The organism is Psychrobacillus sp. Z3-81, from assembly GCF_056620325.1.
Genome location: NZ_JBWQPU010000001.1, coordinates 308,800 through 335,160 on the forward strand (window position 1 = coordinate 308,800; position 26,361 = coordinate 335,160).

The 26,361-nt window shown below is 38.3% G+C and carries 27 protein-coding genes; 23 read left to right on the top strand and 4 right to left on the bottom strand.

Going from position 1 to position 26,361, the window contains the following annotated elements:
• Positions 1-77: 77 nt before the first annotated feature.
• The 9 genes from AC1ECF_RS01630 to recO all read left to right on the top strand — a co-directional run bounded on the left by AC1ECF_RS01630 (position 78) and on the right by recO (position 7,755).
• Positions 78-287, top strand: coding sequence for a hypothetical protein (locus tag AC1ECF_RS01630; RefSeq protein WP_480387638.1), 210 nt, complete (start codon positions 78-80; stop codon positions 285-287).
• Positions 287-1,390 (top strand): sporulation protein YqfD, encoded by a 1,104-nt coding sequence (locus AC1ECF_RS01635; RefSeq protein WP_480387639.1) that lies wholly within the window; start codon positions 287-289, stop codon positions 1,388-1,390. Before AC1ECF_RS01630 ends, AC1ECF_RS01635 begins: the two co-directional genes overlap by 1 nt.
• Positions 1,387-2,340 (top strand): PhoH family protein, encoded by a 954-nt coding sequence (locus AC1ECF_RS01640; RefSeq protein ID WP_480387640.1) that lies wholly within the window; start codon positions 1,387-1,389, stop codon positions 2,338-2,340. The genes AC1ECF_RS01635 and AC1ECF_RS01640 overlap by 4 nt, the downstream gene beginning before the upstream one ends.
• Before the next feature lie 314 nt (positions 2,341-2,654).
• On the top strand, positions 2,655-4,766 hold the full coding sequence (locus tag AC1ECF_RS01645) for an HD family phosphohydrolase (RefSeq protein ID WP_480387641.1): 2,112 nt from the start codon (positions 2,655-2,657) through the stop codon (positions 4,764-4,766).
• A gap of 17 nt (positions 4,767-4,783) precedes the next feature.
• Positions 4,784-5,269 (top strand): rRNA maturation RNase YbeY, encoded by a 486-nt coding sequence (gene ybeY, locus AC1ECF_RS01650; protein WP_480387642.1) that lies wholly within the window; start codon positions 4,784-4,786, stop codon positions 5,267-5,269.
• Positions 5,256-5,621 (top strand): diacylglycerol kinase family protein, encoded by a 366-nt coding sequence (locus AC1ECF_RS01655; RefSeq protein WP_480387643.1) that lies wholly within the window; start codon positions 5,256-5,258, stop codon positions 5,619-5,621. Before ybeY ends, AC1ECF_RS01655 begins: the two co-directional genes overlap by 14 nt.
• Before the next feature lie 17 nt (positions 5,622-5,638).
• Positions 5,639-6,049 (top strand): cytidine deaminase, encoded by a 411-nt coding sequence (locus tag AC1ECF_RS01660; protein ID WP_480387725.1) that lies wholly within the window; start codon positions 5,639-5,641, stop codon positions 6,047-6,049.
• Positions 6,033-6,953, top strand: a complete 921-nt coding sequence (era, locus tag AC1ECF_RS01665) for a GTPase Era (protein ID WP_480387644.1) — start codon at positions 6,033-6,035, stop codon at positions 6,951-6,953. The genes AC1ECF_RS01660 and era overlap by 17 nt, the downstream gene beginning before the upstream one ends.
• A gap of 22 nt (positions 6,954-6,975) precedes the next feature.
• Positions 6,976-7,755, top strand: a complete 780-nt coding sequence (gene recO, locus AC1ECF_RS01670; RefSeq protein WP_480387645.1) for a DNA repair protein RecO — start codon at positions 6,976-6,978, stop codon at positions 7,753-7,755.
• 26 nt (positions 7,756-7,781) lie between these two features.
• Here recO and AC1ECF_RS01675 read toward each other — a convergent pair whose 3' ends face one another.
• The gene (locus AC1ECF_RS01675; RefSeq protein ID WP_480387646.1) at positions 7,782-9,164 is read right to left on the bottom strand and encodes a glycine--tRNA ligase; all 1,383 of its coding nucleotides are present in this window, start codon (positions 9,162-9,164) and stop codon (positions 7,782-7,784) included.
• Between the two features lie 316 nt (positions 9,165-9,480).
• On the opposite strand from AC1ECF_RS01675, the gene ccpN reads away from it, so the two are divergent.
• The 9 genes from ccpN to AC1ECF_RS01720 all read left to right on the top strand — a co-directional run bounded on the left by ccpN (position 9,481) and on the right by AC1ECF_RS01720 (position 19,769).
• Entirely contained in the window at positions 9,481-10,119 is a 639-nt protein-coding gene (gene ccpN / locus AC1ECF_RS01680; RefSeq protein WP_480387647.1) for a transcriptional regulator CcpN, read from the top strand.
• An 11-nt stretch (positions 10,120-10,130) separates the two neighbouring features.
• Positions 10,131-10,940, top strand: coding sequence for a pyruvate, water dikinase regulatory protein (locus AC1ECF_RS01685; RefSeq protein ID WP_480387648.1), 810 nt, complete (start codon positions 10,131-10,133; stop codon positions 10,938-10,940).
• Between the two features lie 372 nt (positions 10,941-11,312).
• Positions 11,313-13,139 (top strand): DNA primase, encoded by a 1,827-nt coding sequence (gene dnaG / locus AC1ECF_RS01690; RefSeq protein WP_480387649.1) that lies wholly within the window; start codon positions 11,313-11,315, stop codon positions 13,137-13,139.
• 28 nt (positions 13,140-13,167) lie between these two features.
• A complete protein-coding gene (gene rpoD / locus AC1ECF_RS01695) occupies positions 13,168-14,295 on the top strand; it encodes an RNA polymerase sigma factor RpoD (RefSeq protein ID WP_480387650.1) in 1,128 nt (375 codons plus the stop codon).
• A gap of 55 nt (positions 14,296-14,350) precedes the next feature.
• Positions 14,351-14,908: a hypothetical protein gene (locus AC1ECF_RS01700; protein WP_480387651.1), complete on the top strand. Its 558-nt coding sequence runs from the start codon at positions 14,351-14,353 to the stop codon at positions 14,906-14,908.
• A gap of 909 nt (positions 14,909-15,817) precedes the next feature.
• The gene (locus AC1ECF_RS01705; RefSeq protein ID WP_480387652.1) at positions 15,818-16,957 is read left to right on the top strand and encodes an acyl-CoA dehydrogenase family protein; all 1,140 of its coding nucleotides are present in this window, start codon (positions 15,818-15,820) and stop codon (positions 16,955-16,957) included.
• 140 nt (positions 16,958-17,097) lie between these two features.
• Entirely contained in the window at positions 17,098-17,472 is a 375-nt protein-coding gene (cccA, locus tag AC1ECF_RS01710; protein ID WP_480387653.1) for a cytochrome c550, read from the top strand.
• Between the two features lie 485 nt (positions 17,473-17,957).
• Complete coding sequence (locus AC1ECF_RS01715; protein WP_480387654.1) at positions 17,958-18,650, top strand: tRNA (adenine(22)-N(1))-methyltransferase; 693 nt, start codon at positions 17,958-17,960, stop codon at positions 18,648-18,650.
• Entirely contained in the window at positions 18,651-19,769 is a 1,119-nt protein-coding gene (locus AC1ECF_RS01720) for a Nif3-like dinuclear metal center hexameric protein (RefSeq protein ID WP_480387655.1), read from the top strand.
• A gap of 64 nt (positions 19,770-19,833) precedes the next feature.
• Here AC1ECF_RS01720 and AC1ECF_RS01725 read toward each other — a convergent pair whose 3' ends face one another.
• Both AC1ECF_RS01725 and vrrA read right to left on the bottom strand, forming a co-directional pair.
• Positions 19,834-20,811, bottom strand: a complete 978-nt coding sequence (locus AC1ECF_RS01725) for a 4-hydroxy-3-methylbut-2-enyl diphosphate reductase (protein WP_480387656.1) — start codon at positions 20,809-20,811, stop codon at positions 19,834-19,836.
• Between the two features lie 67 nt (positions 20,812-20,878).
• Positions 20,879-21,640, bottom strand: a complete 762-nt coding sequence (gene vrrA / locus AC1ECF_RS01730) for a VrrA/YqfQ family protein (protein WP_480387657.1) — start codon at positions 21,638-21,640, stop codon at positions 20,879-20,881.
• A 104-nt stretch (positions 21,641-21,744) separates the two neighbouring features.
• Between vrrA and AC1ECF_RS01735 the strand changes: the two genes are divergently transcribed.
• Together AC1ECF_RS01735 and AC1ECF_RS01740 are read left to right on the top strand one after the other, a co-directional pair.
• The gene (locus AC1ECF_RS01735; protein ID WP_480387658.1) at positions 21,745-23,043 is read left to right on the top strand and encodes a DEAD/DEAH box helicase; all 1,299 of its coding nucleotides are present in this window, start codon (positions 21,745-21,747) and stop codon (positions 23,041-23,043) included.
• Positions 23,044-23,055: 12 nt separating this feature from the next.
• The gene (locus AC1ECF_RS01740; protein ID WP_480387659.1) at positions 23,056-23,946 is read left to right on the top strand and encodes a deoxyribonuclease IV; all 891 of its coding nucleotides are present in this window, start codon (positions 23,056-23,058) and stop codon (positions 23,944-23,946) included.
• A gap of 19 nt (positions 23,947-23,965) precedes the next feature.
• Here the strand turns inward: AC1ECF_RS01740 and AC1ECF_RS01745 are convergent, their stop codons facing one another.
• Positions 23,966-24,226 (bottom strand): hypothetical protein, encoded by a 261-nt coding sequence (locus AC1ECF_RS01745; RefSeq protein ID WP_480387660.1) that lies wholly within the window; start codon positions 24,224-24,226, stop codon positions 23,966-23,968.
• Positions 24,227-24,329: 103 nt separating this feature from the next.
• On the opposite strand from AC1ECF_RS01745, the gene AC1ECF_RS01750 reads away from it, so the two are divergent.
• From AC1ECF_RS01750 to AC1ECF_RS01760, 3 genes are read left to right on the top strand one after another with little or no spacing between them, the layout of a single operon-like run.
• Complete coding sequence (locus AC1ECF_RS01750; protein WP_480387661.1) at positions 24,330-25,097, top strand: metal ABC transporter ATP-binding protein; 768 nt, start codon at positions 24,330-24,332, stop codon at positions 25,095-25,097.
• A complete protein-coding gene (locus AC1ECF_RS01755; protein ID WP_480387662.1) occupies positions 25,094-25,939 on the top strand; it encodes a metal ABC transporter permease in 846 nt (281 codons plus the stop codon). Before AC1ECF_RS01750 ends, AC1ECF_RS01755 begins: the two co-directional genes overlap by 4 nt.
• Positions 25,936-26,346: a Fur family transcriptional regulator gene (locus AC1ECF_RS01760; RefSeq protein ID WP_480387663.1), complete on the top strand. Its 411-nt coding sequence runs from the start codon at positions 25,936-25,938 to the stop codon at positions 26,344-26,346. The genes AC1ECF_RS01755 and AC1ECF_RS01760 overlap by 4 nt, the downstream gene beginning before the upstream one ends.
• Positions 26,347-26,361: the final 15 nt, after the last annotated feature.

The window sequence follows — 26,361 nt, forward strand, 5'->3', positions numbered from 1 at the left end:
AATACCCCTTTACTTGCATAAATTCAAGTAAAGGGGTGTTTTTTATTAGACAATTATTTCCACTCCATGCGAGTATTATGATTGAAAATTTTGATGAAATCGTGTTAGATTACGAGCTTACGTTATTAAAACTTACAGAGACTACAATACAATGCTTATACGATAACTATCATTTAGAAATACAGGCAGAAAAGCTATACATAAAAACTCTTTCCATGGACCGATTGCATCTCCAGGTTCAAAATCTACAAAGATTTCAAATACTGAGAAGGGATTCTAATCAATAATGCAGCTTATTAAAGTAAAGCTACCAGAGAATATTGATCAATTTTCTTTATTTCAGAAATTAGCCTCCCAAAAAATCAACGTATATAGTGTATATAGCAGTCAAGGCTACTTGTATTTTTCCATTCGAAAACAAGATATCAAAACATTCCGTAGAATAAGAAAGTCACTTAAAATTCCGGTGTCATTACAGGACGAGGCAAAGCAAGAAACAGTAACAATCTATTCGTATACCATTGTGGGGGTTCTATTATTTTTGCTTATCCCTATCCTTCTTTCGCAATTTATATGGCGAATTGACATTGTTTCCTACTCCCCTGAAAGTAAGGTGTTAATTGAAGAGCAACTGAAGGGAATGAAAATAAAAGAAAAAATGCTAGCATCCAATTTGCCATCTGAACAAGAAATAAGGCAAAGCCTATTACTGAAAAATAAAGAATTCTCTTGGATACATTTCACTAAGTCAGGCTCTACCTTTACTGTCACTCCAATGCTAGCTCCAAAGCTTGAGCAAAGAGAAGTGAAAAACGCACCAGCAATTCATCTTGTTGCCAAAAGAAGCGGCGTCATTACAGACTTTAGTTTAGTTAAAGGTGTCCGAGCAGTCGAAAAAAATGTATCGGTTAAGAAAGGAGATATTTTAGTTAATGGATTTGTGAAGCAGGGAGATAAAACCATTATCACCAGTGCTGAGGGTAAGGTTTATGCGAGCTATTGGATTGAAATGAATTTTGAGGTACCTACAAAGGTAACACTAATGGAGCCTTCTAACAAGGAATTTGTCATTCAAAGAAAAGGAAAGAACGAACGAGAATATTGGAAGGAAATTTCTTTACCTCAGTTTATTCGACCATATATAAGTGCAGGCTATGTTCAATCATCCGAAAAGGTTTCCTATCAGATAACAGAAGAATCATTGGACACTTTAATCAGACCATTGTTATTCCAAAAGATTTTGAATGAGATGCCCGCTGAAACTCAAATTTTAGAGGATAAAGTTTTGCAGGTATCCCTACAAAATGATAAAGTAAAGGGGAAGCTTTTATTACTAATTAATGAAAATATTGCGATACCACAAGTTATACCTCAAGGAGACGGAGCATGAGCGAACAAAAACTAGACATAAATTTACAAGACCCTTCAGAAGCTGTGATGCTTCTGGGAATATCAGATAAAAATGTAAAGCTAATTGAAGAAGAATTAAACGTTCAGTTAATTACAAGGGGCGAATCCGTTCAAATTGTCGGAGACGAACAGAAAGTTCTAGAAGCAAAAAAGCTAGTAAATCAATTATTAGAAGTCATACGTAAAGGGATTAATATTAATCTTAGAGATGTCTCCTCTGCCATCGAAATGAGTCACAGTGGTACCATCGAATATTTTTCTAGCTTGTATGATGAAGAAATTGCAAGAAATACAAAAGGAAAGTCTATACGTGCCAAAACAATTGGACAACGAGAATATGTGCATGGTATACGACACTCAGACCTAACGTTTGGTATTGGGCCAGCCGGTACTGGTAAAACGTATCTAGCCGTCGTGATGGCTACTCAGGCCTTAAAAAATGCACACGTTAAACGTATTATTTTAACTCGTCCAGCTGTAGAAGCTGGAGAAAGCTTAGGATTTCTACCGGGAGATCTGAAGGAAAAGGTAGATCCGTATTTACGCCCTCTATATGATGCACTGCATGATGTACTGGGACCCGAGCAAACAGAACGCTTAATCGAGAGGGGAACTATTGAAGTAGCTCCTCTAGCATATATGCGTGGTAGAACGTTAGACGACGCCTTTGTCATTCTCGATGAAGCACAAAATACAACAAAAGCACAAATGAAAATGTTTTTAACTAGGCTTGGATTTGGATCGAAAATGGTTATAACAGGTGACAAAACGCAGATAGACTTACCTAAAGGAGTAGAATCCGGTTTAATCGTGGCGGAGAAAATCCTTCATCATGTGCCAGGGATTCACTTTCAATATCTAGAACAAGGGGATGTTGTAAGACATCCGTTAGTAGCAAAAATTATCACTGCTTATGAGGAGCACCAATAATCCAAAAAGGGCTACGAGGATAGTTTTCTGAAACTTTGTTATAAATGAAACGTTGATGAGATGAAGGCTGAATGACATCTAAGTAAGGTAAGGCATTTTCTGTTCAAACGAACTGAAAGTGTCTTATTTTTTTATGGTAAAAAGGAACTCGGATTGGTACAAAGTTTATTTCTTGTTTACTTTGTATAAAGAAAAAGCACCATCCTCTCTTTTTCCTTGTTTTCGTTTTTCTTCTACAAGAATTTGGAATATATAGTGAATTGTCTTGTTTTTACGGTATAATAAACCTAATAGGCAAAGGGGATGAGAATTGGATGGTAAAGAATAAATGGAGCTTGAAAATAAAAGATAATAAGTATCTGCCTTTCTTGATTATACTCATTACCTCCGTTTGCATGTTCTTCTTGATTATTGGAAACGTAAAAGAAAATACATATGATATTCGGTATATGAATTTAGCACCAGAAACGATTCGTGCTGTTAAGACGATGGAGGATCCAGTTAAGACCGAGGAAGAAAGAGAAAGGGCTGCCTCAGAGGTCACTCCTGTGTATCAATATCAGGAGGAGACTGCCGAAAATCAGGCAACTATCACAGAGTCCATTTTTGATGCAGTCATAGAGGTGAAACAAAAGCAGATAAACCAAGAGGATGAAGCTGGCGTAAGATTAGCTATTGAAGAACTGAAAAAGGAGCTCAAGGCATTAGAGGATAATGAACAATATATTTCGCTTTCCGATGAGTCTTTAAGAGCGCTTCTTAGTCAATATGTTTCTTCCTTAAGGGATGTGCGAGACAATCTTACGCCAATCATTGAGGATTCGCTTAGTAAGCCAATACGAAGTGAAGATCTACCGAGTGAACGAGAAAAGGTTATTCAAGAAGTTCGTAACACCTTTCATTATCCTGAAAGCTTTATGAATGTAATCGTAACCATATCACGAAATGTAATTGTTGCTACAGAGGTAATTAATGAGGAAGCAACCAATCAACGTATTGAACAAGCCAAAGCGAGTGTAGAGCCAACAAGAATTCTTCAAGGACAAATTTTGGTCCAAAAAGGAGAGATTGTTAGTAAAGAGGTTTATAGACAGTTAGAGCTTTTAGGCATGTTATCCGACGATAAAGAAACTTATAAGCCCTATATCGGATTAGGCTTGTTTGTTCTTTTAACCATGTGGGTTCTTTTTAGACAAACTATTTTCAAAGAAGAAAAGAATAGGGAGAAGATCAAGAACATCATCGTTATTTCTTTTAGCTTACTTCTTTCTGTGTTAATAATGAAGGTAATACAATCGATTGCCTATAATTTTGATGTTGTGATAGCCTTTGTATTCCCAACCGCTTTAGTTTCAATGCTAGTCTATTCATTAGTAAACGAGCGTGCAGCTTTTATTACTAGTTTCGTAGTTGCTGCTTATGCAGGTATTATTTTTCAAGAAGGATATACGAATATCTTTCAAATGGAAGTATCATTGTATATATTATTTGGATGTATTGCTGGTATATTCGCTATGCAACAAATGTATAATAACTCACAAATACTTCGGACAAGTTTTATTGTATCAGCTGTAAATGTATTGTTTATTATCTTTTATTTATTAACAACTAAGACAACTTATGAGTTTTTAGATATTGTATTTTATATAGGGGCGGCCTTGTGTTCCGGAATTTTATCAGGAGCTATGACAATCGGGATTCTACCTTTCTTAGAATCAGCTTTTGGAATGCTTTCTGCTATGAGAATTATCGAGCTGTCCAATCCAAATCACCCGCTACTCAAAAAAATATTAACCGAGACTCCTGGCACCTATCATCACAGTCTGATGGTCGCAAATTTAGCAGAGGCTGCATGTGAGGTAATAGGGGCAAACGGCTTATTAGCTAGAGTAGGATGCTATTATCATGATATTGGAAAGACAAATAGACCTGGATTTTTTATTGAGAACCAATTAAATGGGTATAATCCACATGATAACTTGTCACCTGAGTCTAGCCGAGATATTATTATAGCTCACGCTGTGGAGGGAGCAGAAATTTTACGGAAGAATAAACTGCCAAAGGAAATTGTGGATATTGCCCAACAGCACCATGGTACGACATTGCTAAAGTTTTTTTATCACAAAGCCAAGGAGCTAAATCCGAATGTTCGGGAAGAGGATTATCGATATCCAGGGCCTAAGCCTCAAACAAAGGAGGCTGCAATTATTTCTGTTGCTGATAGCGTGGAAGCGGCAGTTCGTTCTATGAAGGAGCCTGATGCTAAGAAGATTCAACAGGTCATACAGGCAATTATTAAAGATAAGCTATTAGATGGTCAATTTGATGAATGTGACCTTTCCTTAAAAGAGATAAAATTGATAGAAGAGAGCTTTTGTTCGACAATGAATGGTACCTTCCATTCAAGAATTGAGTATCCGAAATAGAAAAAGGAGAGAAATAGATGTTAGAACTGGATTTAATGGATGAAACGGGTAAGTTAGAAGAGGAAGCAATTGTTTTAGTGGAAAAGGTTTTACAGTCTGCAGCTAAACAGCTGTCTGTAAAAGAAGGAGCGGAGGTAAGTGTTACCTTTGTTACAAATGAAGAGATTCACAAAATTAATCTTGAATACCGAGGAAAAGATATGCCGACTGATGTTATTTCCTTCGCAATGGAGGAAATGGGGGAAGGAGAAATAGAAATAAAAGATGCGGAGCTTCCTGTATTATTAGGAGACATTATTATTTCTGTTGATCGAACCATGGAGCAGGCAGAGTCATATAATCATTCTTTTGAAAGAGAGTTATGTTTCTTAGCTGTACACGGTTTCCTTCATCTTTTAGGATACGACCATGACACGCAAGAAAAGGAACAAGAAATGTTTGGCCTACAAGAGACTATCTTACAAGCTTTCGGGCTGAAGCGTGAAGGCCATGAACCTTCATAAGCTACTTCGTTCCTTTGTACATGCATCTCAAGGTATAGTGACAGCATGTAAAACTGAACAGAACTTTCGTATTCATCTATTAGCTGCTGTGATTGTGATGATTGTTAGTTTTTTTAGTAGTCTTTCTAGACTAGAATGGACAGTGGTGATATTATTAGTTTCCGGCATGTTTATGATAGAATTAATAAATACTGCAATTGAACGAGTGGTGGATCTCATCTCACCAGATTATCATCCGCTTGCAAAACAAGCGAAGGATTTAGCAGCTGCGGCTTGTCTTGTATATGCTGTCGCTACGATAATTATTGGAAGTATTATTTTTCTTCCTAAATGGCTGGTATTACTAAACTGAAGGTGTGATAGTAAATGATGGATCAACAAAAGTTATTAGAGGCTTCTATAAAAGCTAGAGAGAATGCATATGTACCATATTCTAAGTTCCCTGTTGGGGCTGCTTTACTTACGAAAGATGGCGAGATCATTTTAGGGTGTAATATTGAAAACGCTTCATTCGGCTTAACAAATTGTGCTGAAAGAACGGCCATTTTTAAAGCGGTTTCGGAAGGAAAAAAGGAATTTGCAGCCATCGCAATCTCTGGGAATACAGATGGACCAATTTCTCCATGTGGCGCTTGCCGTCAAGTACTAGTGGAATTCTGTGACAAAAGTATGCCAGTTTATTTAACGAACCTTAAGGGTAATGTAACAAAAACAACCGTCGCAGATTTATTGCCAGGTGCTTTTACAACGGAGGATATGGATTATGCAGCAAAACAATGAAAACTATAAATCAGGTTTTATTTCTATTATCGGAAGACCGAACGTTGGGAAGTCAACGTTTTTAAATCGGGTAATAGGACAAAAAATTGCTATTATGAGCGATAAACCACAAACAACAAGAAACAAAGTACAGGGTGTTTTGACCCTTGAACAGAGTCAAATGATTTTCATCGATACTCCTGGAATTCATAAACCAAAGCATAAGCTCGGCGATTTCATGCTGAAGGTAGCGAAAAATACTCTAAGAGAAGTAGATGTTATTTTATTTATGGTAAATGCCACTGAGGGAATTGGAAAAGGCGATGAGTTTATCATTGATTTACTAGAGAACAATGAAACACCTGTTTTCCTAGTAATCAACAAGATAGACCAAGTTCATCCAGACGACCTAATTACCATTATCGAGTCTTATAAGGATAAGTATAACTTTGCGGAGATTATACCGATTTCCGCTTTACAGGGAAATAATGTGGAACGTCTTTTAGAGACTATCCAAGGCTATCTTCCACAAGGGCCACAGTATTATCCAGCGGATCAGGTGACAGATCATCCTGAACGGTTTATCATTTCGGAATTAATTCGTGAAAAGGTTCTGCATCTGACGCGAGAAGAGATTCCGCATTCTATTGCTGTGGTGATTGATAGCATTAAAAAGGAAGAAAATACCGATAAGGAAATGATCCGAGTAATGGCTACAATCGTGGTAGAAAGAGACTCTCAAAAAGGAATCGTGATTGGAAAAAGAGGAGCTCTTCTTAAGGAAGTAGGGACTCGTGCTCGTCAGGATATCGAAATGCTTCTCGGTTCAAAAGTCTTTTTAGAGCTTTGGGTAAAAGTTCAGAAGGATTGGAGAAACAAATCTGCTCATTTAAGAGATTACGGTTTCCGAGAAGATGAGTATTAAGCATTTAAAGGAGTGAAGGCGCTTGCTTCAAAAAGTAGAAGGAATCGTCCTACGCACTTCATCCTATGGAGAAACAGATAAAATTGTAACCATTTTCTCCAGGGAGCTTGGCAAAAGGGCTGCAATGGCAAGAGGGGCAAAGAAACCGACTAGTCGGCTTTCCTCCATTTCGCAGCCCTTTACTTATGCCTACTTTCTGATCCAGCAAGGGAGAGGAATGGGAGCTCTCCAGCAGGGTGAAATCATTGATTCCATGAGATCCATTCGAGAGGATATATTTACGACGGCTTATGCAAGCTTTATCATGGAGTTAGTGGATAAGCTAGTGGATGATGAAGGACCTAAACCTGCTGTTTTTACTATACTGCAGCAGGCATTAGTAGCTATCTCTGAGGAGTATGATCCAGAAGCTATCAGCCTCTTTGTAGAATGGAAAATGCTCCCGGTAGCAGGAATTTATCCAGTGCTTCATCAATGCACTAATTGCGGGGCAACAGATGGAGAATTTGCTTTTTCTTTTGCTCAAATTGGATTTCTCTGTCACCGATGCTTCGAGATAGATCCATACTTAATTCGGTTAAATCCCGCACAGGTTAAACTAATTCGTACTTTTTATAATGTTCCTATTGAACAAGTTGGAAAGCTATCCTTAAAAAAAGAAACGAAGGGATTTATAAAAAAAATCGTACGAACGATTTACTCTGAGCAGGTAGGAATACGCTTGAAATCTCAAGCTTTTTTAGATCAAATGGAAAAGACTCCAGAATTCTTTCAACCAAAAAAAGATCCAACAGAGGAATAGGCCTCTATTGGATCTTTTTCTATGAGTTAGAAATTTAAATGATTTTCAATATATGCTTTTACATCTGCGATTGGCATTCTTGTTTGTTCCATGGAATCTCTGTGACGAACTGTTACTTGTCCATCCGTTTCTGAATCAAAGTCGTAAGTAATACAGAATGGGGTACCGATTTCATCTTGACGGCGGTAACGTTTACCGATGGATTGGGATTCATCGTATTCCACCATGAAATGCTTGCTAAGCTCAGCGTATAGAGATGTAGCTCCTTCTGAAAGCTTTTTAGAAAGAGGTAATACTGCTGCTTTAATAGGTGCAAGAGCGGGATGGAAGCGTAATACAGTACGTTTATCGTCACCTTCAAGCTGTTCCTCATCGTAAGCTTCACATAGGAATGCTAATGTAACACGGTCTGCTCCTAAGGAAGGTTCGATACAATAAGGTACATAGCGCTCGTTTGTTACTGGATCAATATATTGAAAATCTTCTCCAGAATGCTCCATATGCTGCTTTAGATCATAATCTGTACGATCTGCAATACCCCAAAGCTCTCCCCAGCCAAATGGGAACTTGTATTCAATATCTGTTGTAGCATTTGAGTAATGAGATAATTCATCCTCTGAATGATCTCTTAAACGAATGCTGTCCTCCGCAACCCCTAAGTTTAGAAGCCAATCCTTACAGAAATTTCTCCAGTAAGTAAACCATTCCATATCTTCTCCAGGCTTACAGAAGAACTCAAGCTCCATTTGTTCAAATTCTCTTGTTCTAAAGGTGAAGTTACCTGGAGTAATTTCATTACGGAAGCTCTTACCTACTTGAGCAATACCAAATGGCATTTTTTTTCGCATAGAGCGTTGTACATTTTTAAAGTTAACAAAGATACCCTGTGCTGTTTCTGGACGAAGATAAATTTCGTTAGTGGAAGATTCCGTAACACCTTGGAAGGTTTTGAACATAAGATTGAATTGACGAATCTCTGTATAATCAAATGCACCGCAGGAAGGACATACAATCTCATGCTCTTTCATAATTTCTCCCATTCTCTCGAATGAAAGTCCGTCTACTACCATTTCAATTCCTTTTTTCTCTAAAGCATCCTCGATTATCTTGTCTACTCGATGGCGTGATTTACATTGCTTACAATCCACCATTGGGTCGTTAAAGTTACCAATGTGACCAGAGGCAACCCAAGTTTTAGGGTTCATCAAGATTGCTGCATCTAGTCCCACATTATAAGGAGATTCTTGGACAAATTTTCTCCACCATGCTTTTTTTACATTGTTTTTAAGCTCTACTCCAAGTGGACCGTAATCCCAAGTGTTTGCTAAACCACCATAAATTTCTGAGCCTGGGAAAACAAATCCTCTGTGTTTTGCCAAACTTACTACATTATCCATTGACTTTTCCATGTTAAAACCTCCGTTTTTGTAAACTTTTAAAGAATATAAAAAACCCGTCTCCGGACTATAATTAGCCCGGGGACGAGTTATTAACCCGCGGTTCCACCCCGATTGATTGCAAAAGCAATCCTCTTTAAAAGCAATAAGCTCTGAGCTGCCGTTTTCCTGTAGCGTGGTCTTTCACTATCACCACTCGCTTTTCATTACAGTACTTATTATGCTCTTCATCGCTAAAATATTTATATAAATCTTATCATATGCATCTTTATTTCGCAATGAGTGGGTTAGTGTTATAATTATTTAGTACTAAGAAAAAATTGAGGCGGTGAGTCCAATCGAGCTCAACAAAAGACAAGTCGAGATTTTGGACATAGTAAAAGGAAACGGCCCTATTACAGGTGAACAAATTGCTGAACGACTTCATTTAACTAGATCTACCCTTAGACCTGATCTAGCCATTTTAACAATGGCCGGATATTTAGATGCACGACCTCGGGTAGGTTATTTTTATTCTGGAAAAAAAACAAGTCATTTAATTTCGGAAGACATAGCAAAGATGCTTGTCAAAGATTTTCAATCCATCCCGGTGGTCGTAGAAGAAGGGATGACTGTTTATGATGCTATCTGCCATATGTTTTTAGAGGATGTTGGTTCTCTTTTTGTCATAGATAAGCAATCTTTATTATCAGGGGTTCTTTCCAGAAAAGATCTTCTGCGAATCAGCATAGGGAATCAAGACTTAAACAAAATTCCAGTTCATATGATTATGACTAGGATGCCGAATATTACTTACTGCTTTAAAGAAGATACTATTATTGATGTAGCAAAAAAATTAATGAGCCGGCAAATAGATTCACTACCAGTTGTACGGGAAAGTAAAGATGGGCTAGAGGTAGTGGGAAGAATAACGAAAACGAACATCACTCGTGCTTTCTTATCATTAGCTGATGATCATGATTTATAAGGAGTGAGAGAATGAGAATGCTAAACGTGTTTATTGTTTCAGATTCTATTGGGGAAACAGGTGAACTGGTTGCTAAAGCAGCTATTAGTCAATTTAGGCCGAGGCTCCAGCACACAAAGCTGAAGCGTTTTACCCACATTGATTCTCTGGATCACATAAAAGAAATAACGGAGCTTGCAAAGGAGCAAAATGCAAGTATTTTATATACATTAGTTCGTGCAGATATGCGAGATGCAATAGTGAAATATTGTAAGGAATATCAATTGCAATGTGTCGATCTTATTGGTCCCATTCTTCAAATTTTGGAAAAGCAATTAGACGAAAAACCTTTTGAAGAGCCAGGGTTAGTGAGAAAGCTAGATGAGGACTATTTCAAAAAGATTGAGGCGGTTGAATTTGCAGTAAAGTATGATGATGGTAGAGATCCAAGAGGGCTACTCCAAGCAGACATCGTACTTATTGGCGTTTCTCGTACCTCTAAAACGCCACTTTCTCAATACTTGGCTAATAAAAGATATAAGGTTGCAAATGTTCCACTTGTACCTGAAGTAGAGCCACCAGAGGAGCTATTTCAAATTGACCCGGACAAATGTTTTGGGCTTGTCACTACTCCTGAAAAACTAAATTTTATCCGCAAGGAAAGATTACTAGCAATTGGCTTAAATGAAGAAGCCAGCTATGCAAAAATTGAAAGAATCCAGGAGGAAATTGTTCACTTTGATAGAATAGTTAATAAGATAGGCTGTAGAGTGATTGATGTAACGAATAGAGCAGTAGAAGAAACTGCAAATCTTATTATAAATCATGTGCAGCAAAGATAGCTTTTTACCGTAATTGATTATTCCTAAAGAAGCTATGATAATTGTTGTTTCGTTAGCAGAAAAGAATTGAGAGGAGGTACCTGTATTCAGTTACCTTCTTTGTTAATGTTTAAGCTTTGTCCAGTTTAACGAGGTCGCCTGTCGATTCATCTCATTCTTGTAGTCTGTCATATAATTATTGGAAACCTATTATTATTTTTGGCTTTCTAGGATAAATAAAATAATAGATTAATATAATAAAATGTTTTATAATATTTATTTGTGGAAAAAGGAAATAGAATATTTTTTTATGAATTATTTTGTCGATTCTTGCAGGATTTTTCTATGATTTATCGAATAAATTAAATGTAGCAAGAAAAGATGGTGAAAACCTTGACAACTCGTATAGACGAACAAGTAATCGAACAAGTTAGAAATAGTAATGATATTGTAGATGTAATTAGTGAGTATGTTCAGCTTACGAAAAGAGGTAGAAATTTCTTTGGATTATGTCCATTTCATGGAGAACAGACACCCTCGTTTTCAGTTACCCAAGAGAAGCAGATTTTTCATTGCTTCGGCTGTGGTGCAGGGGGAAATGTGATTACATTTCTTATGGACATCGAAAACTTATCTTTTCACGAGGCAGTAAGTAAGCTCGGAAATAGAGTAGGGTTAATGGTAGAAGGAGTTTCCAATGGTCATTCCGTATCAAAAGCCGTCTCTAAGGAAGAGACGATGATGAAGCAAGCACATGAATTTGCGAGCGAGTATTATCATCACCTTTTACTGAATACTGTGGAAGGAGAGAGTGCATTAAATTATCTCTTAGAAAGAGGGTTTTCTACTGAGCTCATCGAAAAGTATAAAATAGGCTGGTCTCTTCCTAGCTGGGATGCTCTTACTACGTTATTAGAGCGGAAAGGTATGGATTTACAACAAATTGAGAAAACTGGTCTTATTATAAGAAAAGAAAATGAGTTAAAGTATTTTGATCGTTTTAGAGGCCGCATAATGTTTCCGGTGTTTGATGAAACGGGTCATGTAATTGCGTTTTCTGGAAGAATCCTCGAGAAAAGGGAAAATGAAGCCAAGTATTTAAATAGTCCGGAATCTCCTATCTTTCAAAAAAGCCAGGTCCTCTATAATCTAGATAAGGCCAGATTAGATATTCGAAAAGAGCGAGCAGTGGTTATTTTTGAAGGGTTTTTAGATGTTATAGCTGCTTCAAAGGCAGGAGTCAATAATTCTGTTGCAACAATGGGAACAGCGTTGACGTCTCAACATATAACAAAGCTAAACAGACTAACCTCTCAGGTGACACTTTGTTACGATGGAGATCGAGCTGGGATGGAGGCTGCTAGAAGAGCTGCCACTACACTTCAAGCTCAAGGTATTCAAACAGAGATTGCTCTAATACCGGATGCCATGGATCCAGATGACTATATTAAGCATTATGGTCCCGAGGCTTTTCGAACGAAAATCATAGAGAAACCTCATTCCTATCTTTCATTTATGATGATTGTCTTAAAGAAGGACAAAAATTTTAATAATGAGAATGATACATTACAGTATATTCAAGAAATATTGGAAATACTGAGCGATAGAAGCTCAACCGTAGAAAGAGACTTGTATGTAAGACAGCTTTCTCAAGAAACAAACGTTTCAGAAGAAGCAATTTATCAACATCTACGTAAAATTCAAGGGAAAAAAGCAAAGGTTTCTAAAGATGAGCAAAGCTTATCTAAGCCGGTTTCTATAGAAACTTTAAAACAAAGTCGTACCCTTTCTGCAGATGAAAGAGCAGAGAGAATATTACTTTCCCATATGCTCCACAATCCCCAGATAATTGATATGGTACGTAATCATATAGAGGACCAGTGCTTTATACGAGATGCCTATGAAGCTTCATATGTCCGTTTGATGGGATTTTATGAAGACTATCCAGATGGTGATTATCAACGATTTTTAGAAGTTTTAAACGATGCGGAACTTAGAAAAATTGTAATGGAAGCAGCGCTCTCAGAACGTGATCCAGACCATGAAAAAGAGGAAGTCATGGACTGTTTGCGCCATATTAGAAAATACCGGATAGAGCAACAGATAGAACGCAAATTACAAGAAGCAAGAGAAGCAGAAAAAATGACTGATATAGCAAAAGCGCTACAATTAGCTCAAGAGGCTATCCAATTGAGAAAATCATTAGCGACTTTTGAGTAACAATCCGGTAGTAAAAGGAGGAATTCTTATGGCGGACAAGTCTGAACGTACAAAAGAAACTGATATTGAATTATCATTAGAGGAAGCAAAAAAACAACTGATTGAATTAGGTAAAAAAAATGGTGAGGTTACTTACCAAGATATAGCAGAAAAGCTTGCAAACTTTGATTTAGAATCCGACCAAATTGAAGAGTTTATCGACAATTTGGAAGGCAGAGGAATTGAGCTTGGAAGAAAAGACGGGGATGAAGAGGATTTAGACCGTCTGATGAAAGGGAAAGAAGAAGAGACATTTGACTTGAATGATTTAAGTGTACCACCAGGTGTGAAAATTAACGATCCTGTTCGTATGTACTTAAAAGAAATCGGTCGAGTGGATCTATTAAAGGCTTCTGAAGAGATTGCGCTTGCGGAACGTATTGAACAAGGTGACGAGGAAGCGAGAAAACGTTTAGCAGAGGCTAATCTTCGACTAGTAGTAAGTATTGCGAAGAGATATGTTGGACGTGGGATGTTGTTCCTAGACTTAATTCAGGAAGGTAACATGGGACTAATCAAAGCAGTGGAAAAATTTGACCATAGAAAAGGATTTAAATTTAGTACGTATGCTACTTGGTGGATTCGACAAGCAATAACTCGTGCTATCGCTGACCAAGCAAGAACTATTCGTATTCCGGTTCATATGGTGGAAACAATCAATAAGCTTATCCGTGTACAACGCCAATTATTGCAGGACTTAGGAAGAGAGCCTTCTCCAGAGGAAATTGGAGAAGAGATGGACTTACCAGCTGAAAAGGTAAGAGAAATACTAAAAATAGCTCAAGAGCCTGTTTCCTTAGAAACACCAATTGGAGAAGAAGACGATTCTCATTTAGGTGATTTTATCGAGGATGCTGATGCACAATCTCCATCAGATCATGCAGCTTACGAGCTTTTAAAAGAACAACTAGAAGATGTATTAGATACTCTAACAGATAGAGAAGAAAATGTTCTTCGTTTACGATTTGGTTTAGATGATGGTAGAACGCGTACTTTAGAAGAAGTAGGAAAAGTGTTTGGCGTTACGAGAGAACGTATTCGTCAAATAGAAGCGAAGGCTTTAAGAAAGCTACGTCATCCTTCTAGAAGTAAACGATTAAAAGATTTCTTAGAATAGAAAAAAGACATCCTTGCTTGAAGGATGTCTTTTTTCCAATGGAATGAGGAAAGCTATGTCCGAGCAACGAAAAAAAATTATCTTAAATGAAATTGCGTTCTGGAAACAAAATAAGCTTTTGCCTGAGCACTACTGTGATTTTTTAATAACTCTTTATGCACAAGGAGAAATGGAAGAGCAAAACGAACCACTAGCACAAAAATCCATTCTTCAGAAAAAGAGAAGTAAGCTGGCATTATTCTTGCTTATTGTAGGAGGTCTGTTGACGACCTCTATTATAGCCGCCATCTTTCTAACATCTAATGCAATTGCACCTATCATCCTAGCGATTTTCACTATTATCTTTTTTCTTGTTTTTGCTATTAGACATAAAAAGAGCTCTACTATCAAAACTATTTTACTAATATTATCCGCCCTACTACTATTAGCTGTGTCCTTCAAGTGCTGGGAAAGTTATTTCTCAGAAAGCTCGACTGCATTACTTGTCATATTAATTACAAATTGTCTCTCATGGCTGGCAGCTGGTTTCTGGTTAAAGCTAATTTATTTTACTATCTCGGGAATACTAGGATGCATAGTCATCTTTATTTATACGATCGTTTTGTTTACTTAGGACACTAAGAAAGAATATAAAAATTTGGGAAATAGAAAGAACGAATGCTAAGATAAGTTTTTGATATACATAAATATAGATTTAGTACTTATGATTCTCTTAGGGTTATTACTGGCTTGCCTTTGGTGAGGGAAAACTAAGAACGTCACATCGTGTGACAACGTTTTCCTGACCAACATCCTGTTGGCCTCCGACGCAGCGGAGATCAGTGCAAAGAAATACTTTGTTAGAGGTAGGGAATAAATCTCTCATTTCTGATGGATTATATTTTGGGACTTATTAGACAAGAAGGAGCTTAACTATGGTAACACTATTGGTTCGTAGCAGCATCGGCGACTCCTACAGGATGAGGGAGTCTGGTAAGCCATAGCAACGGCACGCGTAGCGTTCGGCTATGGCTTACCGCTCACCCTGTGGAAAGCGTCCGACGCAGCGGAGAACCAGTCAGCGGAACCCTAGGCTCAAAAAACAAGAAAGCACGTCCAACGCTTTTGCGTGCCGCTGATTTGGAGTGGTCGATGCTGCTTCTAACCTTCATTCTCCTTTTGGAAGTTGGTATTTCTCTTCAATAGATTCCAACTGCATTCTTCTTTTCTCTCTTAGTTCCTTTATCCGTTACTCAAAGTCTTGGCCACTCTTTCTTTTCTCTATGATTTTTTTCTTTAACGAATCATACCTGTCCATAAAAAATTCTCCTTTTCATTTGTATAGACTTCCTGCAATTGTTAAAGATCCTCTAGCATTGCTCTACAACTCTATTTCTTTAGTATATGGTTCATCTGAATCCTCTCCCTGTATATGCGACAAATTTCTCAATCATTTTCTCGTTCATTTAAAATCTGCCAATATTTTATTTATTTAGTATAATGTTCTTGTAAGCGTTTTTATTTACAAAGGGGATGAAGAAAAATGAATTATGATTTAACGCAAGAACAACAAATGATTAAACGTACGATTAAGGAATTTGCTGATGAAGTGGTTGCTCCTGGAGCAATCGAAAGGGATCGTACGAAAGCCTTTCCAAAAGAAATCTTCAAACAGTTAGCCGACATGGGGATGATGGGGCTACCATTTGCAGAAGAATATGGTGGAGCGGGTGCTGATACGGTAAGCTTTGCCATTGTAACGGAGGAATTAAGTAGAGCATGTGCGTCAACTGGAATTACCTATTCTGCTCATATCTCCTTAGGGGGAGCGCCATTAAACTTATTTGGTACGGAAGAACAAAAACAAAAGTATCTCGTACCAATTTGTACAGGGGAGTCCTTTGGGGCTTTTGGGCTTACAGAGCCAAATGCAGGATCTGATGCAGGGGGAACACAGACAACTGCAAAAGTGGATGGAAATGACTATGTCATAAATGGAAATAAATCATTTATCACAAATGCTAGCTATGCAAAGCATTTGGCTTTAACCGCAATTACGGACATTAAGGATGGGAAAAAGGAAATCTCCGCAATTATTGTGCCAACAGATGCGGAAGGCTTTAAGGTGATTGATAATTATGAGAAAATGGGGCTGAATGCCTCCAATACAACTGAATTAGTGATTGACAATGTAAGAGTTCCTCAAGAAAATCTATTAGGGAAAAAAGGGGAGGGCTTTAAGCAGTTCTTAGTTACCTTAGATGGCGGACGTATTGGGATAGGCGCGATGGCAGTAGGTATTGCTCAAGCAGCTTTTGAGCGAGCACTCCAATATTCAAAAGAGCGCAAACAATTTGGTAAGACATTATCAGAGTTCCAGGTTACTCAATTTAAGCTTGCAGATATGGCGATGAAAATTGAGCTTGCAAGAAATATGGTATATAAAGCAGCTTGGTTGAAGGATCAAGGCAGAGCGTTCGGCAAGGAAGCATCTATGTGTAAGCTGTATGCTTCGGAGATTGCGATGGAGGTTGCTGATCAGGCTGTTCAAATTCACGGGGGCTATGGTTATATGAAAGAATACGAAGTGGAACGATATATGAGAGATGCTAAGTTACTAGAAATCGGGGAAGGAACCTCAGAAGTACAACGTATGGTGATAGCAAGACATATTGGCTGCTAACTCCCGTAAATATGTCGAATTTGTCACAATACTAGAAAAGTTACCTGTTAATGCTTTCCGTTTTTTGTAGAATGAAGTACAATATTATTGTTGACTAATTCTATAATAGAATTCATGTATTTAAAGAGGGAGGGTTAACTATGCAAAAAAATCCAATAATTCCATTTATCTTAATTATGGCATTTGGTATCGGTCTAATATTCTTCTTATCTATCGATGGTGTTGGAAATAAGCAAGAAATTGCCGAACATAGCGAAGAAGCAGGAGAAGGCGGCGATGACCAAGCTTCTGCAGAAGAATTTGATCCTGAAGCTTTTGCTCAGCAAAAATGTATTAACTGTCATGGTAATACGTACGAAGGCGTTGGACCCAATCCATCTCTAGTGGCTACTCAGCTATCTGAAGAAGAAATTCAAGATGTGCTTGCAAATGGTAAAGGTAACATGCCAGCTAAAATAGTTCCACAAGAGAACATAGAAGAAATGGCTGCTTGGGTTAAATCACTAGGCGAATAAGAATAAGATAGAAGACCTTGATTCTGTATTGAATCAGGGTCTTTTTTTATAATATATGTATTTCTTAGGAGATTACGATAGATAAATTGCTAAAAAAGAGGAGGGAATTCCAGTAGGGTGTTTTGCTTTTTAGGGTATTTACTCTTAGATAGCGATTGGTTACTCTCGTTAAGGTGAGGCTTATTCTTGTTTAGATGGTATTTATTCTCGGATAAAGAGGATTTACTCTCATAGAGGCGCAATACTCTCGTATGACATGATTTTACTCTCGCTTAGCTCCAATCTACTCTCGCTTATCCACCAGCCTCAATCCTTTAACGAATCGACAGTTGACGGTAGATTTGACTCTAGCAGTGGGCCAGCTCTGAATAACATCGGATGCAAGGATTAAAATAACGTGTAGGGAGGATTGGTTTCTTATCCTATGCTTGTGCCAACAGGCGTTCCTTATTCTTTTTTGCTATAATAAGCTGGAGGTGTTGAAAGTGAATGCAAAGAATTTATCAGATCGACTTAAAAAGGTTGCATCCTTTGTCGAAAAAAATACGGTTCTCGCTGATATAGGTAGTGATCATGCTTATTTGCCATGCTATTTGGTACATACAAATGTGATAAGTAAGGCGATAGCTGGTGAGGTCGTAAAAGGGCCATTTGAATCAGCCAAAAAGCAAGTAAAGAATGAAGGGTTAGAAGAAAATATAAGCGTTCGCTTAGGTAATGGACTTGAAGTCTTAAGCAAAGAAGACCAAGTGAAAACTATTACGATAGCGGGTATGGGTGGTCCACTGATCACCTCCATACTGGAAGCTGGAAAAGAGAAGCTTGATTCTGTCGAAACGCTTATACTTCAGCCAAATATCCATGCAAAGGTTATACGAGAGTGGGCATTAAAAGAAGGCTGGAAAATAACACAGGAAGCTATCTTAGAGGAAAATGAAAAAATTTATGAAATACTGGTATTAGAACGTGGAAAAATGAAGCTTACAGATAGTGAATTACTTTTGGGGCCATTTTTAATGAAGGAAAATTCCCCTATTTTTCAAAAGAAGTGGTCTACTGAGCGAAAAGAGTGGGAACGTATAAAAGAACAGCTTCAAAAAATCCCTTCTTCCAAAGAGGTATTAGAGAAAATAGAGGAGCTGGATACTAAAATATCATTTGTAAAGGAGCTGCTATAAATGAAACCAGCAAATGGACAGCATATTATCTCTATATTTGAGCGTTGGGCACCAAAAAGCCTTGCAGTAGAAGGGGATCCGGTTGGTCTGCAGGTCGGAACTCTAAATAAGCAAATTAATAAAGTGTTAGTCACACTTGATGTCAATATGGCTGTAGTGGATGAGGCTATTGAGCAAGGGTGTGAATTAATAATCGCTCATCATCCTCCGATTTATACAAAGTTAAAAAACTTGCGTACAGATCTTCCGCAAGGAGCATTAATAGAAAAGCTAATTAAACATGATATTGCTGTGTATGCAGCTCATACCAATTTAGACATAGCAACAGGAGGAGTGAACGACCTACTCGCTCAAAAGCTAGAGCTCGAAAATATTCAAATCATGGAGGAAACAACAGCAGAAAAGCTGATGAATTTAATTGTATTTACGCCAAAGGAATCTACTGAAAAGGTGCGAAATGCCTTGGCAGAAGCTGGAGCAGGACATATCGGCGATTATGACAGCTGCTCTTATACAACAGCAGGGCATGGTAGATTCCGACCTTTAAGTGATGCAGACCCATATATTGGAGAAGCAAATGAGCTAACTATAGTGGAAGAGGATAAGGTAGAGGTGGTCTTTCCTGCGGCTATTAAAAATAAAGTGCTAAAGGCATTATTAACAAATCATCCATATGAGGAACCTGCATATAACCTAATTGCTTTAGAAACAGAAATAAATAAAAAAGGATTAGGTAGAGTAGGAATTCTACCTAAAGCTATGCAACTAAAAGAGTATGCGGAAAAGGTTAAATCTCAACTTGGTGTGCCTTTTGTTCGAGTAGTGGGGGACTTGAATAGAGAAGTAAAAAAGGTTGCTGTCCTTGGAGGAGATGGCAACAAATATATCCAAATTGCTAAGAGAGCAGGTGCAGATGTGTTTATTACGGGAGATCTTTATTTTCATGTAGCGCATGATGCATTGGCAATAGATTTGGCTGTAATCGATCCTGGACATCATATAGAGCAAGTGATGAAGCAAGGAGTGGCTAATTACATGAACGAGAAATGTGAAAAGAAAAAGCTTTCTGTTCAATTTATTGCCTCTCAACTTTCTACTGAGCCCTTTCAGTTGATATAAGCTGTTAAAAAAGGAAGAAGCACTTACGATTCATAAAGAACGTAAGTGCTTTTTGTGTGTCATTTTATTTCATTGTATATGGCTCGATTCGATCCACAGGCTTCGGTACTTTTATTTTAGGTAGTATTTTATCTGCTGTTACCTTTTTGGTTGTATCGTGTGTGGAAGGATCATTCGGGTCATATTTTTCTAAGAACTGGATAACTTCCTTCACAATTGGAGTTGGAGTGGAAGCACCTGCAGTCACTGCAACATGGTTTACATTTTCAAGCCACTCTAGTTTCAGTTCCGAAATATCCCCAATCCTATAAGAAGGTGTGCCAGCTATTTCCTCAGACACTTGAGTTAAACGATTAGAGTTGTTGCTCATTGGGTCGCCTACTACAATTAGTAAATCAGCTCCACCTGCTTGCTCTGCAACAGCCTCTTGTCGTACTTGTGTAGCTAGGCAAATTTCTTTATGCACTTCAATATGAGGATATTTTTCCTTTAATTTATCCATTAAATGAGCAACATCCCATTGTGACATCGTTGTTTGATTGGTTACTAGCAATTTATCATTTTGTAGATTTAGACTTTCAATGTCGTCTAAATTTTGGACTAAATGTACGTGAGAGGGAGCAACACCGATTGCACCTTCTGGTTCAGGATGTCCCTTTTTCCCAATATATATAATATCAAAGCCTTCTGCCGTTTTTTCTTTAATAAGATCATGGGTAACTGTCACATCCGGGCAAGTAGCATCTATTGATACTAATCCCTTTTTTCTAGCTAGTTCCTTTACTTCTGGTGACACCCCATGCGCTGTGAAGATAACAGTTCCTGTTTCAACTTTATTTAAAATATCTAAGCGGTTTGCACCATCAAGCGTAATAATCCCATCCTGTTCAAAGGCATCGGTTACATGCTTGTTGTGTACAATCATTCCAAGTATATAAATAGGCCGTGGGAGAGATGTATCTAAAGCTGCATTTCTAGCAATCACCATTGCATCTACAACTCCATAACAATATCCTCGGGGCGTAATTTTTTGTACAATCATTCATAGAAACTCCCTTCCATACGAGCATACTCCTATTATAACGGAGCAAAGGGAGTATTACAAAGCATTAAAATGGTGGCTGGAAAATCCGTGGAAGCGAGACACCAGTTGATATTGGTGCTGCTGCCGCTCTTGCGACTGGAGCTGCAGCTGCTGCAGCGGTAGTCGTGGCTGCTGCTGTCGCAGCCCCTGCAGCTGGTGCAGCCGAGAAGCCTCTATATAATTTCAATAGAGCTGGAACATTTTGAAACATAGGTGCCCATTGCTTTACCATAGGGGTAAGCTGTTGGGCTGTGTTAATAAATTTGTCCGCTGTTTGTAAATAAGACATTGCTTTTGAGCCTAAGCCACTTGTTGCTCCTGCAAGGCCAGCGGTTCCAGCTGCTGCGGTGGCACCTGCAACATTCGCAGCCCCTTGCTGGAAGCCACCAAAGGCCCCATTAGGAGGGAATCCAGCATTAGGAGGTTGTGGGGCGAATCCACCCGGTGCTCCCATTTGATTAGGTCCTCCAAAGAAACCTCCGGATGGAGAGAATCCTCCATTGCTTGGTGGTTGCATTGAACCTGTACTAGGTGCTTGCATTGGCCCTGTGTTTGGTGTTTGACCTCCACCTCTTGATTGAGAAAATTGACTAAAAAAGTTTGTTAAAGGACCACTGACCTGTGTATTTGTTCCACCTGAGCTTGTAGGAAAAACTGGTGGCGAGAAATTTGGTGGTGAAAAATTTTGGGGCGGAGGACTATTAGGTATAGTACCTGTATTTCCAGGATTTCCGAACATAAAATTATTACCTCGTTGTGCAAACGGGTAAAAAGATTGATAACGCAATTTTTTTCATCTCCTTTCGCGCATACAGACTAATCTATACTATGCAAATTTCACGTTTTATGTACAATCGTGTTACAATAAAGAAATGCAAGGGAGGGACTCGAATGTCCAAATATACAGATTATAATTTTCAGCCTTTTTTACAAAGCGCTATTGAAAAACTCGGGTTTACAGAACCAACACCTATTCAAAAGGAAATCATACCTTTAGTCTTAAAAGGAAAAAGTGCGATTGGTCAAGCTCATACTGGAACAGGTAAAACACATAGCTTCTTGATTCCAATTGTAGAGAAAATAGATGTGGAGAGACAAGAATTACAGGCTATTATCACCTCTCCGACTAGAGAGCTTGCCACACAGATATTTAAAGAATTAGGGAAATTAATTGAAGGTACAGAGATACAGGCAAAGCTCTTCATCGGAGGTACTGATAAGGCTAGAGCAATTGATAAGCTTAAAGTTCAGCCTCAAATTGTCGTTGGAACTCCAGGCCGACTTCGAGATCTTACAATGGAGCAGGCACTTCTTGTACACACGGCAAATACTTTGGTGATAGACGAAGCAGATTTAGCATTTGATCTAGGATTCATTAATGAGATAGACCAATTTGCCTCTAAAATGCCAGAACAGCTAGAGATGTTTGTATTTTCAGCTACTATCCCTGAAAAGCTTCAGCCATTCTTAAAAAAATATATGGACTCGCCTGTGCATATAAAAATTGGTGACAAAAGACCAGTGGCTGAAGGAATTGAATTCACTGTTGTGCCTGTTCGAAGCAAATCAAGGAAAAAAAGATTACTGGAAGTTCTAGAAGGAATTAATCCATACTTAGCGATAATCTTTACAAACACTAAGCAGAATGCGGATGAGGTTGCTAATTACCTTCAAGGCAATGGTGTGAAGGTTGGGCTAATTCATGGTGATGTGTCACCCCGCGAAAGAAAAAGAGTGATGAAACAAATTCATGATTTAGAATTTCAGTATATTGTAGCCACTGATTTAGCTTCTCGTGGTATTGATATACCTGGGGTAAGCCATGTCATCAATTATGAAATACCAGACGACCTAGAATTCTTCGTCCACCGGGTAGGAAGAACCGCTCGAGCAGGAATGACAGGACTAGCAATCACTTTATACGAGCCATCTGATGAGGATGCATTAGTTCGTATAGAAAAAATGGGCATCACCTTTGAGCATAAGGATGTGAAAAATGGTGAGTGGTCCGAGCTAAAAGAAAGACATTCTCGTAAAAATCGCGCAAAAGTTGAAAACGAGATAGATGCAAAAGCGAAGTCAATGGTTCGAAAGCCGAAAAAAGTCAAGCCCGGCTATAAACGAAACATGAAATGGGAAATGGATAAAATTAAAAAGAGAGAACGTCGGATTAAAAACCGTAATAAATAGGGGGATTTACCTATGTTGTTAGGATCACATGTATCCATGAGTGGAAAGGACATGCTGCTAGGCTCTAGCATGGAGGCTGCTTCCTATGGTGCAAATACCTTTATGATTTATACGGGTGCACCTCAAAATACTCGTAGGAAAGCAATTGAAGAATTAAATATAGCAGCTGGGCTGCAGCATATGAAGGAAAACGGTATTTCTAACATTGTAGTCCATGCTCCTTATATTATTAATCTAGGAAACACAACGAAGCCTGAAACGTTCCAGCTTGGCGTAGAATTTTTACAAAAGGAAGTAGAGCGGACTGCTGCTTTAGGGGCTAACCAAATTGTCCTCCATCCAGGAGCACATGTTGGGGCAGGAGCAGATGTAGGTATCCAAAAGATTATAGAAGGACTTAACGAGGTATTAAGCACAGAATATCCAGTCCAAATCGCCTTGGAAACAATGGCCGGAAAAGGCTCAGAATGTGGACGATCCTTTGAGGAACTTGCTCAAATTATAGATGGTGTAAGGAATAATCATCGAATATCTATCTGCTTGGATACGTGTCATGTTCATGATGCTGGTTATGATATCAAAAATGATTTTGATGGCGTACTTCATCAGTTTGATAAAACGATAGGTATTGATCGTTTAAAGGTATTGCACATTAATGACAGTAAAAATGTTTGTGGAGCTGGGAAGGACCGTCATGAAAATATCGGTTTTGGAGAAATTGGCTTTGATGCCCTTTCCTATATAGTCCATCATCCACAATTAACGGAAATACCTAAAATTCTTGAAACGCCTTTTGTAGGAGCAGATGCCAAAAACAAGAAAGCTCCATATAAGCATGAAATTGACATGCTGCGAACAAAATCTTTCAATCCAAAGGTGTTTGAAGAGCTACTAACTGTATAAACTATTAAAGGCCCCTCGCTTATTGGAAAGCGGAGGGACCTTTTTCTTTTAGTTCTTGATACAGAGCATATGCTCTTTTCTCACCTAAAATTTTTATGAGCTTTTGTTGAATTGCTTGGGGTACACCCAGGACTAGCCAAGTAATCGAAATCTCTTGAAGCAAGGGATGAACGCCTTCAATTTCTTTATCTGTAAGCTTCACATCGAAGCCTTTCAAAATTTTTTTAAATTCTTTTTTGGAGCAATTTTGTAATTGATGGATTAGTCTGCCAATATCCATTTATTCATCCTTTCAAACATAATTATTTACATACGGACTCGAATAAATTATACTTAGTTTTTGTAAATCGTAATCATTCTGAATTGGAATTGAGGAAAAATATATGTCTCAACCATTAATTGAGCTACACGACATATCATATAAATATGAACAAACACAAGCACTATTAAATATAAATCTGACAGTAATGGAAGGAGATTTCCTTGCTATTATTGGTCCCAATGGTTCTGGTAAGTCCACTTTACTAAAAATTATACTGGGCTTATTGAAGCCGACAACCGGTAACGTACTTTTATTAGGTAAACCGGCAACCCAGTTTAGGGAGAGGGAATGTATTGGCTATGTCTCTCAAAAATCAAATTCCTTTAATACTGGCTTTCCGGCTACGGTAGGAGAAGTAGTGAGAAGTGGGTTGGTTAAAAAGACCGGACTGTTCCGTCTGTTTCCGAAAGATGTCACATTACAAGTTAGACATGCACTGAAAGCTGTTGGCATGGAAGACTATGTGAATAGAAATATTGGGGAACTATCCGGCGGGCAACAGCAACGAGTATTTATTGCAAGAGCGTTAATAAGCAATCCTAAGATCCTAATATTAGACGAGCCGACAGTAGGGGTAGATAGTAAAAATGTCCGTTCGTTTTATAATATGCTTCTACATTTAAATAAGGAACATAATATTACGATTATCCTGGTAACGCATGATGTAGATGCGGTATCCACAAGTATCAGCCATGTTGCTTGTTTAAATCAAACCATTCATTTCCACGGATACAAGCAGGAGATGGAAACAATGAGTGAAGAGCAACGTGAAGCATGGTACGGTCATTCCGTTCGCCGGGTAGAGCATCAGAAGGAGGTGCGGAAATGATTGATTCTATTTTTCAATATGAGTTTTTACAAAATGCTTTTGCATCAGGATTAATCATTGGAATCATCGCACCACTTTTAGGCGTGTTTATCGTAGTTCGGAGACTTTCTTTAATTGCAGATGCGTTAAGTCACGTTACTTTAGCTGGAATAGCTGGCAGCCTTTACTTAAGTCAATCTGTAGCGTCACTAAGCTTATTAAATCCATTATATTTAGGGATTGCAGCTTCCGTCACAGGCTCCCTTTTTATTGAGCGACTACGAAGTTGGTATAAGCATTATGAGGAATTGGCAATACCGATTATTATGTCAGCAGGTCTTGGTTTAGGGGCAATCTTTATCTCGCTAGCGGAAGGTTTCAGCTCAGATTTAATGAGCTATCTATTTGGTTCGGTGTCTGCGGTAAGTAGACAGGATTTGTGGATAATTGTTCTGATAGCAGTTCTCGTCTTCTTATTTTTAGGCCTGCTGTACAAAGAGCTATTTGTGTTATCTTTTGATGAAGAGTATGCAAAGGCATCTGGTTTGCCTGCTAAGTGGATCCATGTGCTATTTATGATTATTACTGCTCTAGTAATAGCCGGATCGATGAGAATTGTCGGAATCTTATTGGTTTCCTCTCTTATGACTTTACCAGTGGCTGCTGCCATGAGACTATCTAAAAGCTTTAAGCAAGCACTTTTGCTCTCGGTTCTTTTTGGAGAGCTTTCCGTCATCATTGGTTTAGTAAGTGCTTTCTATTTAGACTTGGCACCTGGCGGGACGATTGTTGTTACCTCCATAGTAATCCTGCTACTTGCCATTCTTTTTCAGAAGAAGGCGAAAGGGGCGTTAACGGCATGAATTTAGAAAGGGCATGGGAGATCTTAAAAAATGAAGGCTTTAAAAAAACGGATAAGAGAGAACGCATCTTGGTTCTTTTTTCGAATACCTCCAAATATATTACAGCAAGGGACATCTTAGATGTAATGAAAGCTGAATATCCAGGAATGAGCTATGATACAATCTATCGAAATCTCAGCACCTTCGTTGAGCTTGGTATATTAGAAGAAACAGAGTTAAACGGGGAAAAACACTTCCGTATGCAATGTGAGGTTGATCATCATCACCATCATTTTATCTGCATGAGCTGCGGAAACATTAAAGAAATTAGTTTTTGTCCAATGGAAGTTCTCCAGAATGCCATACCAGGTTATCAAATAGAGAATCATAAATTTGAGATATACGGCAACTGTCCAAACTGCCATTAAGAAAAGGCAATCCAG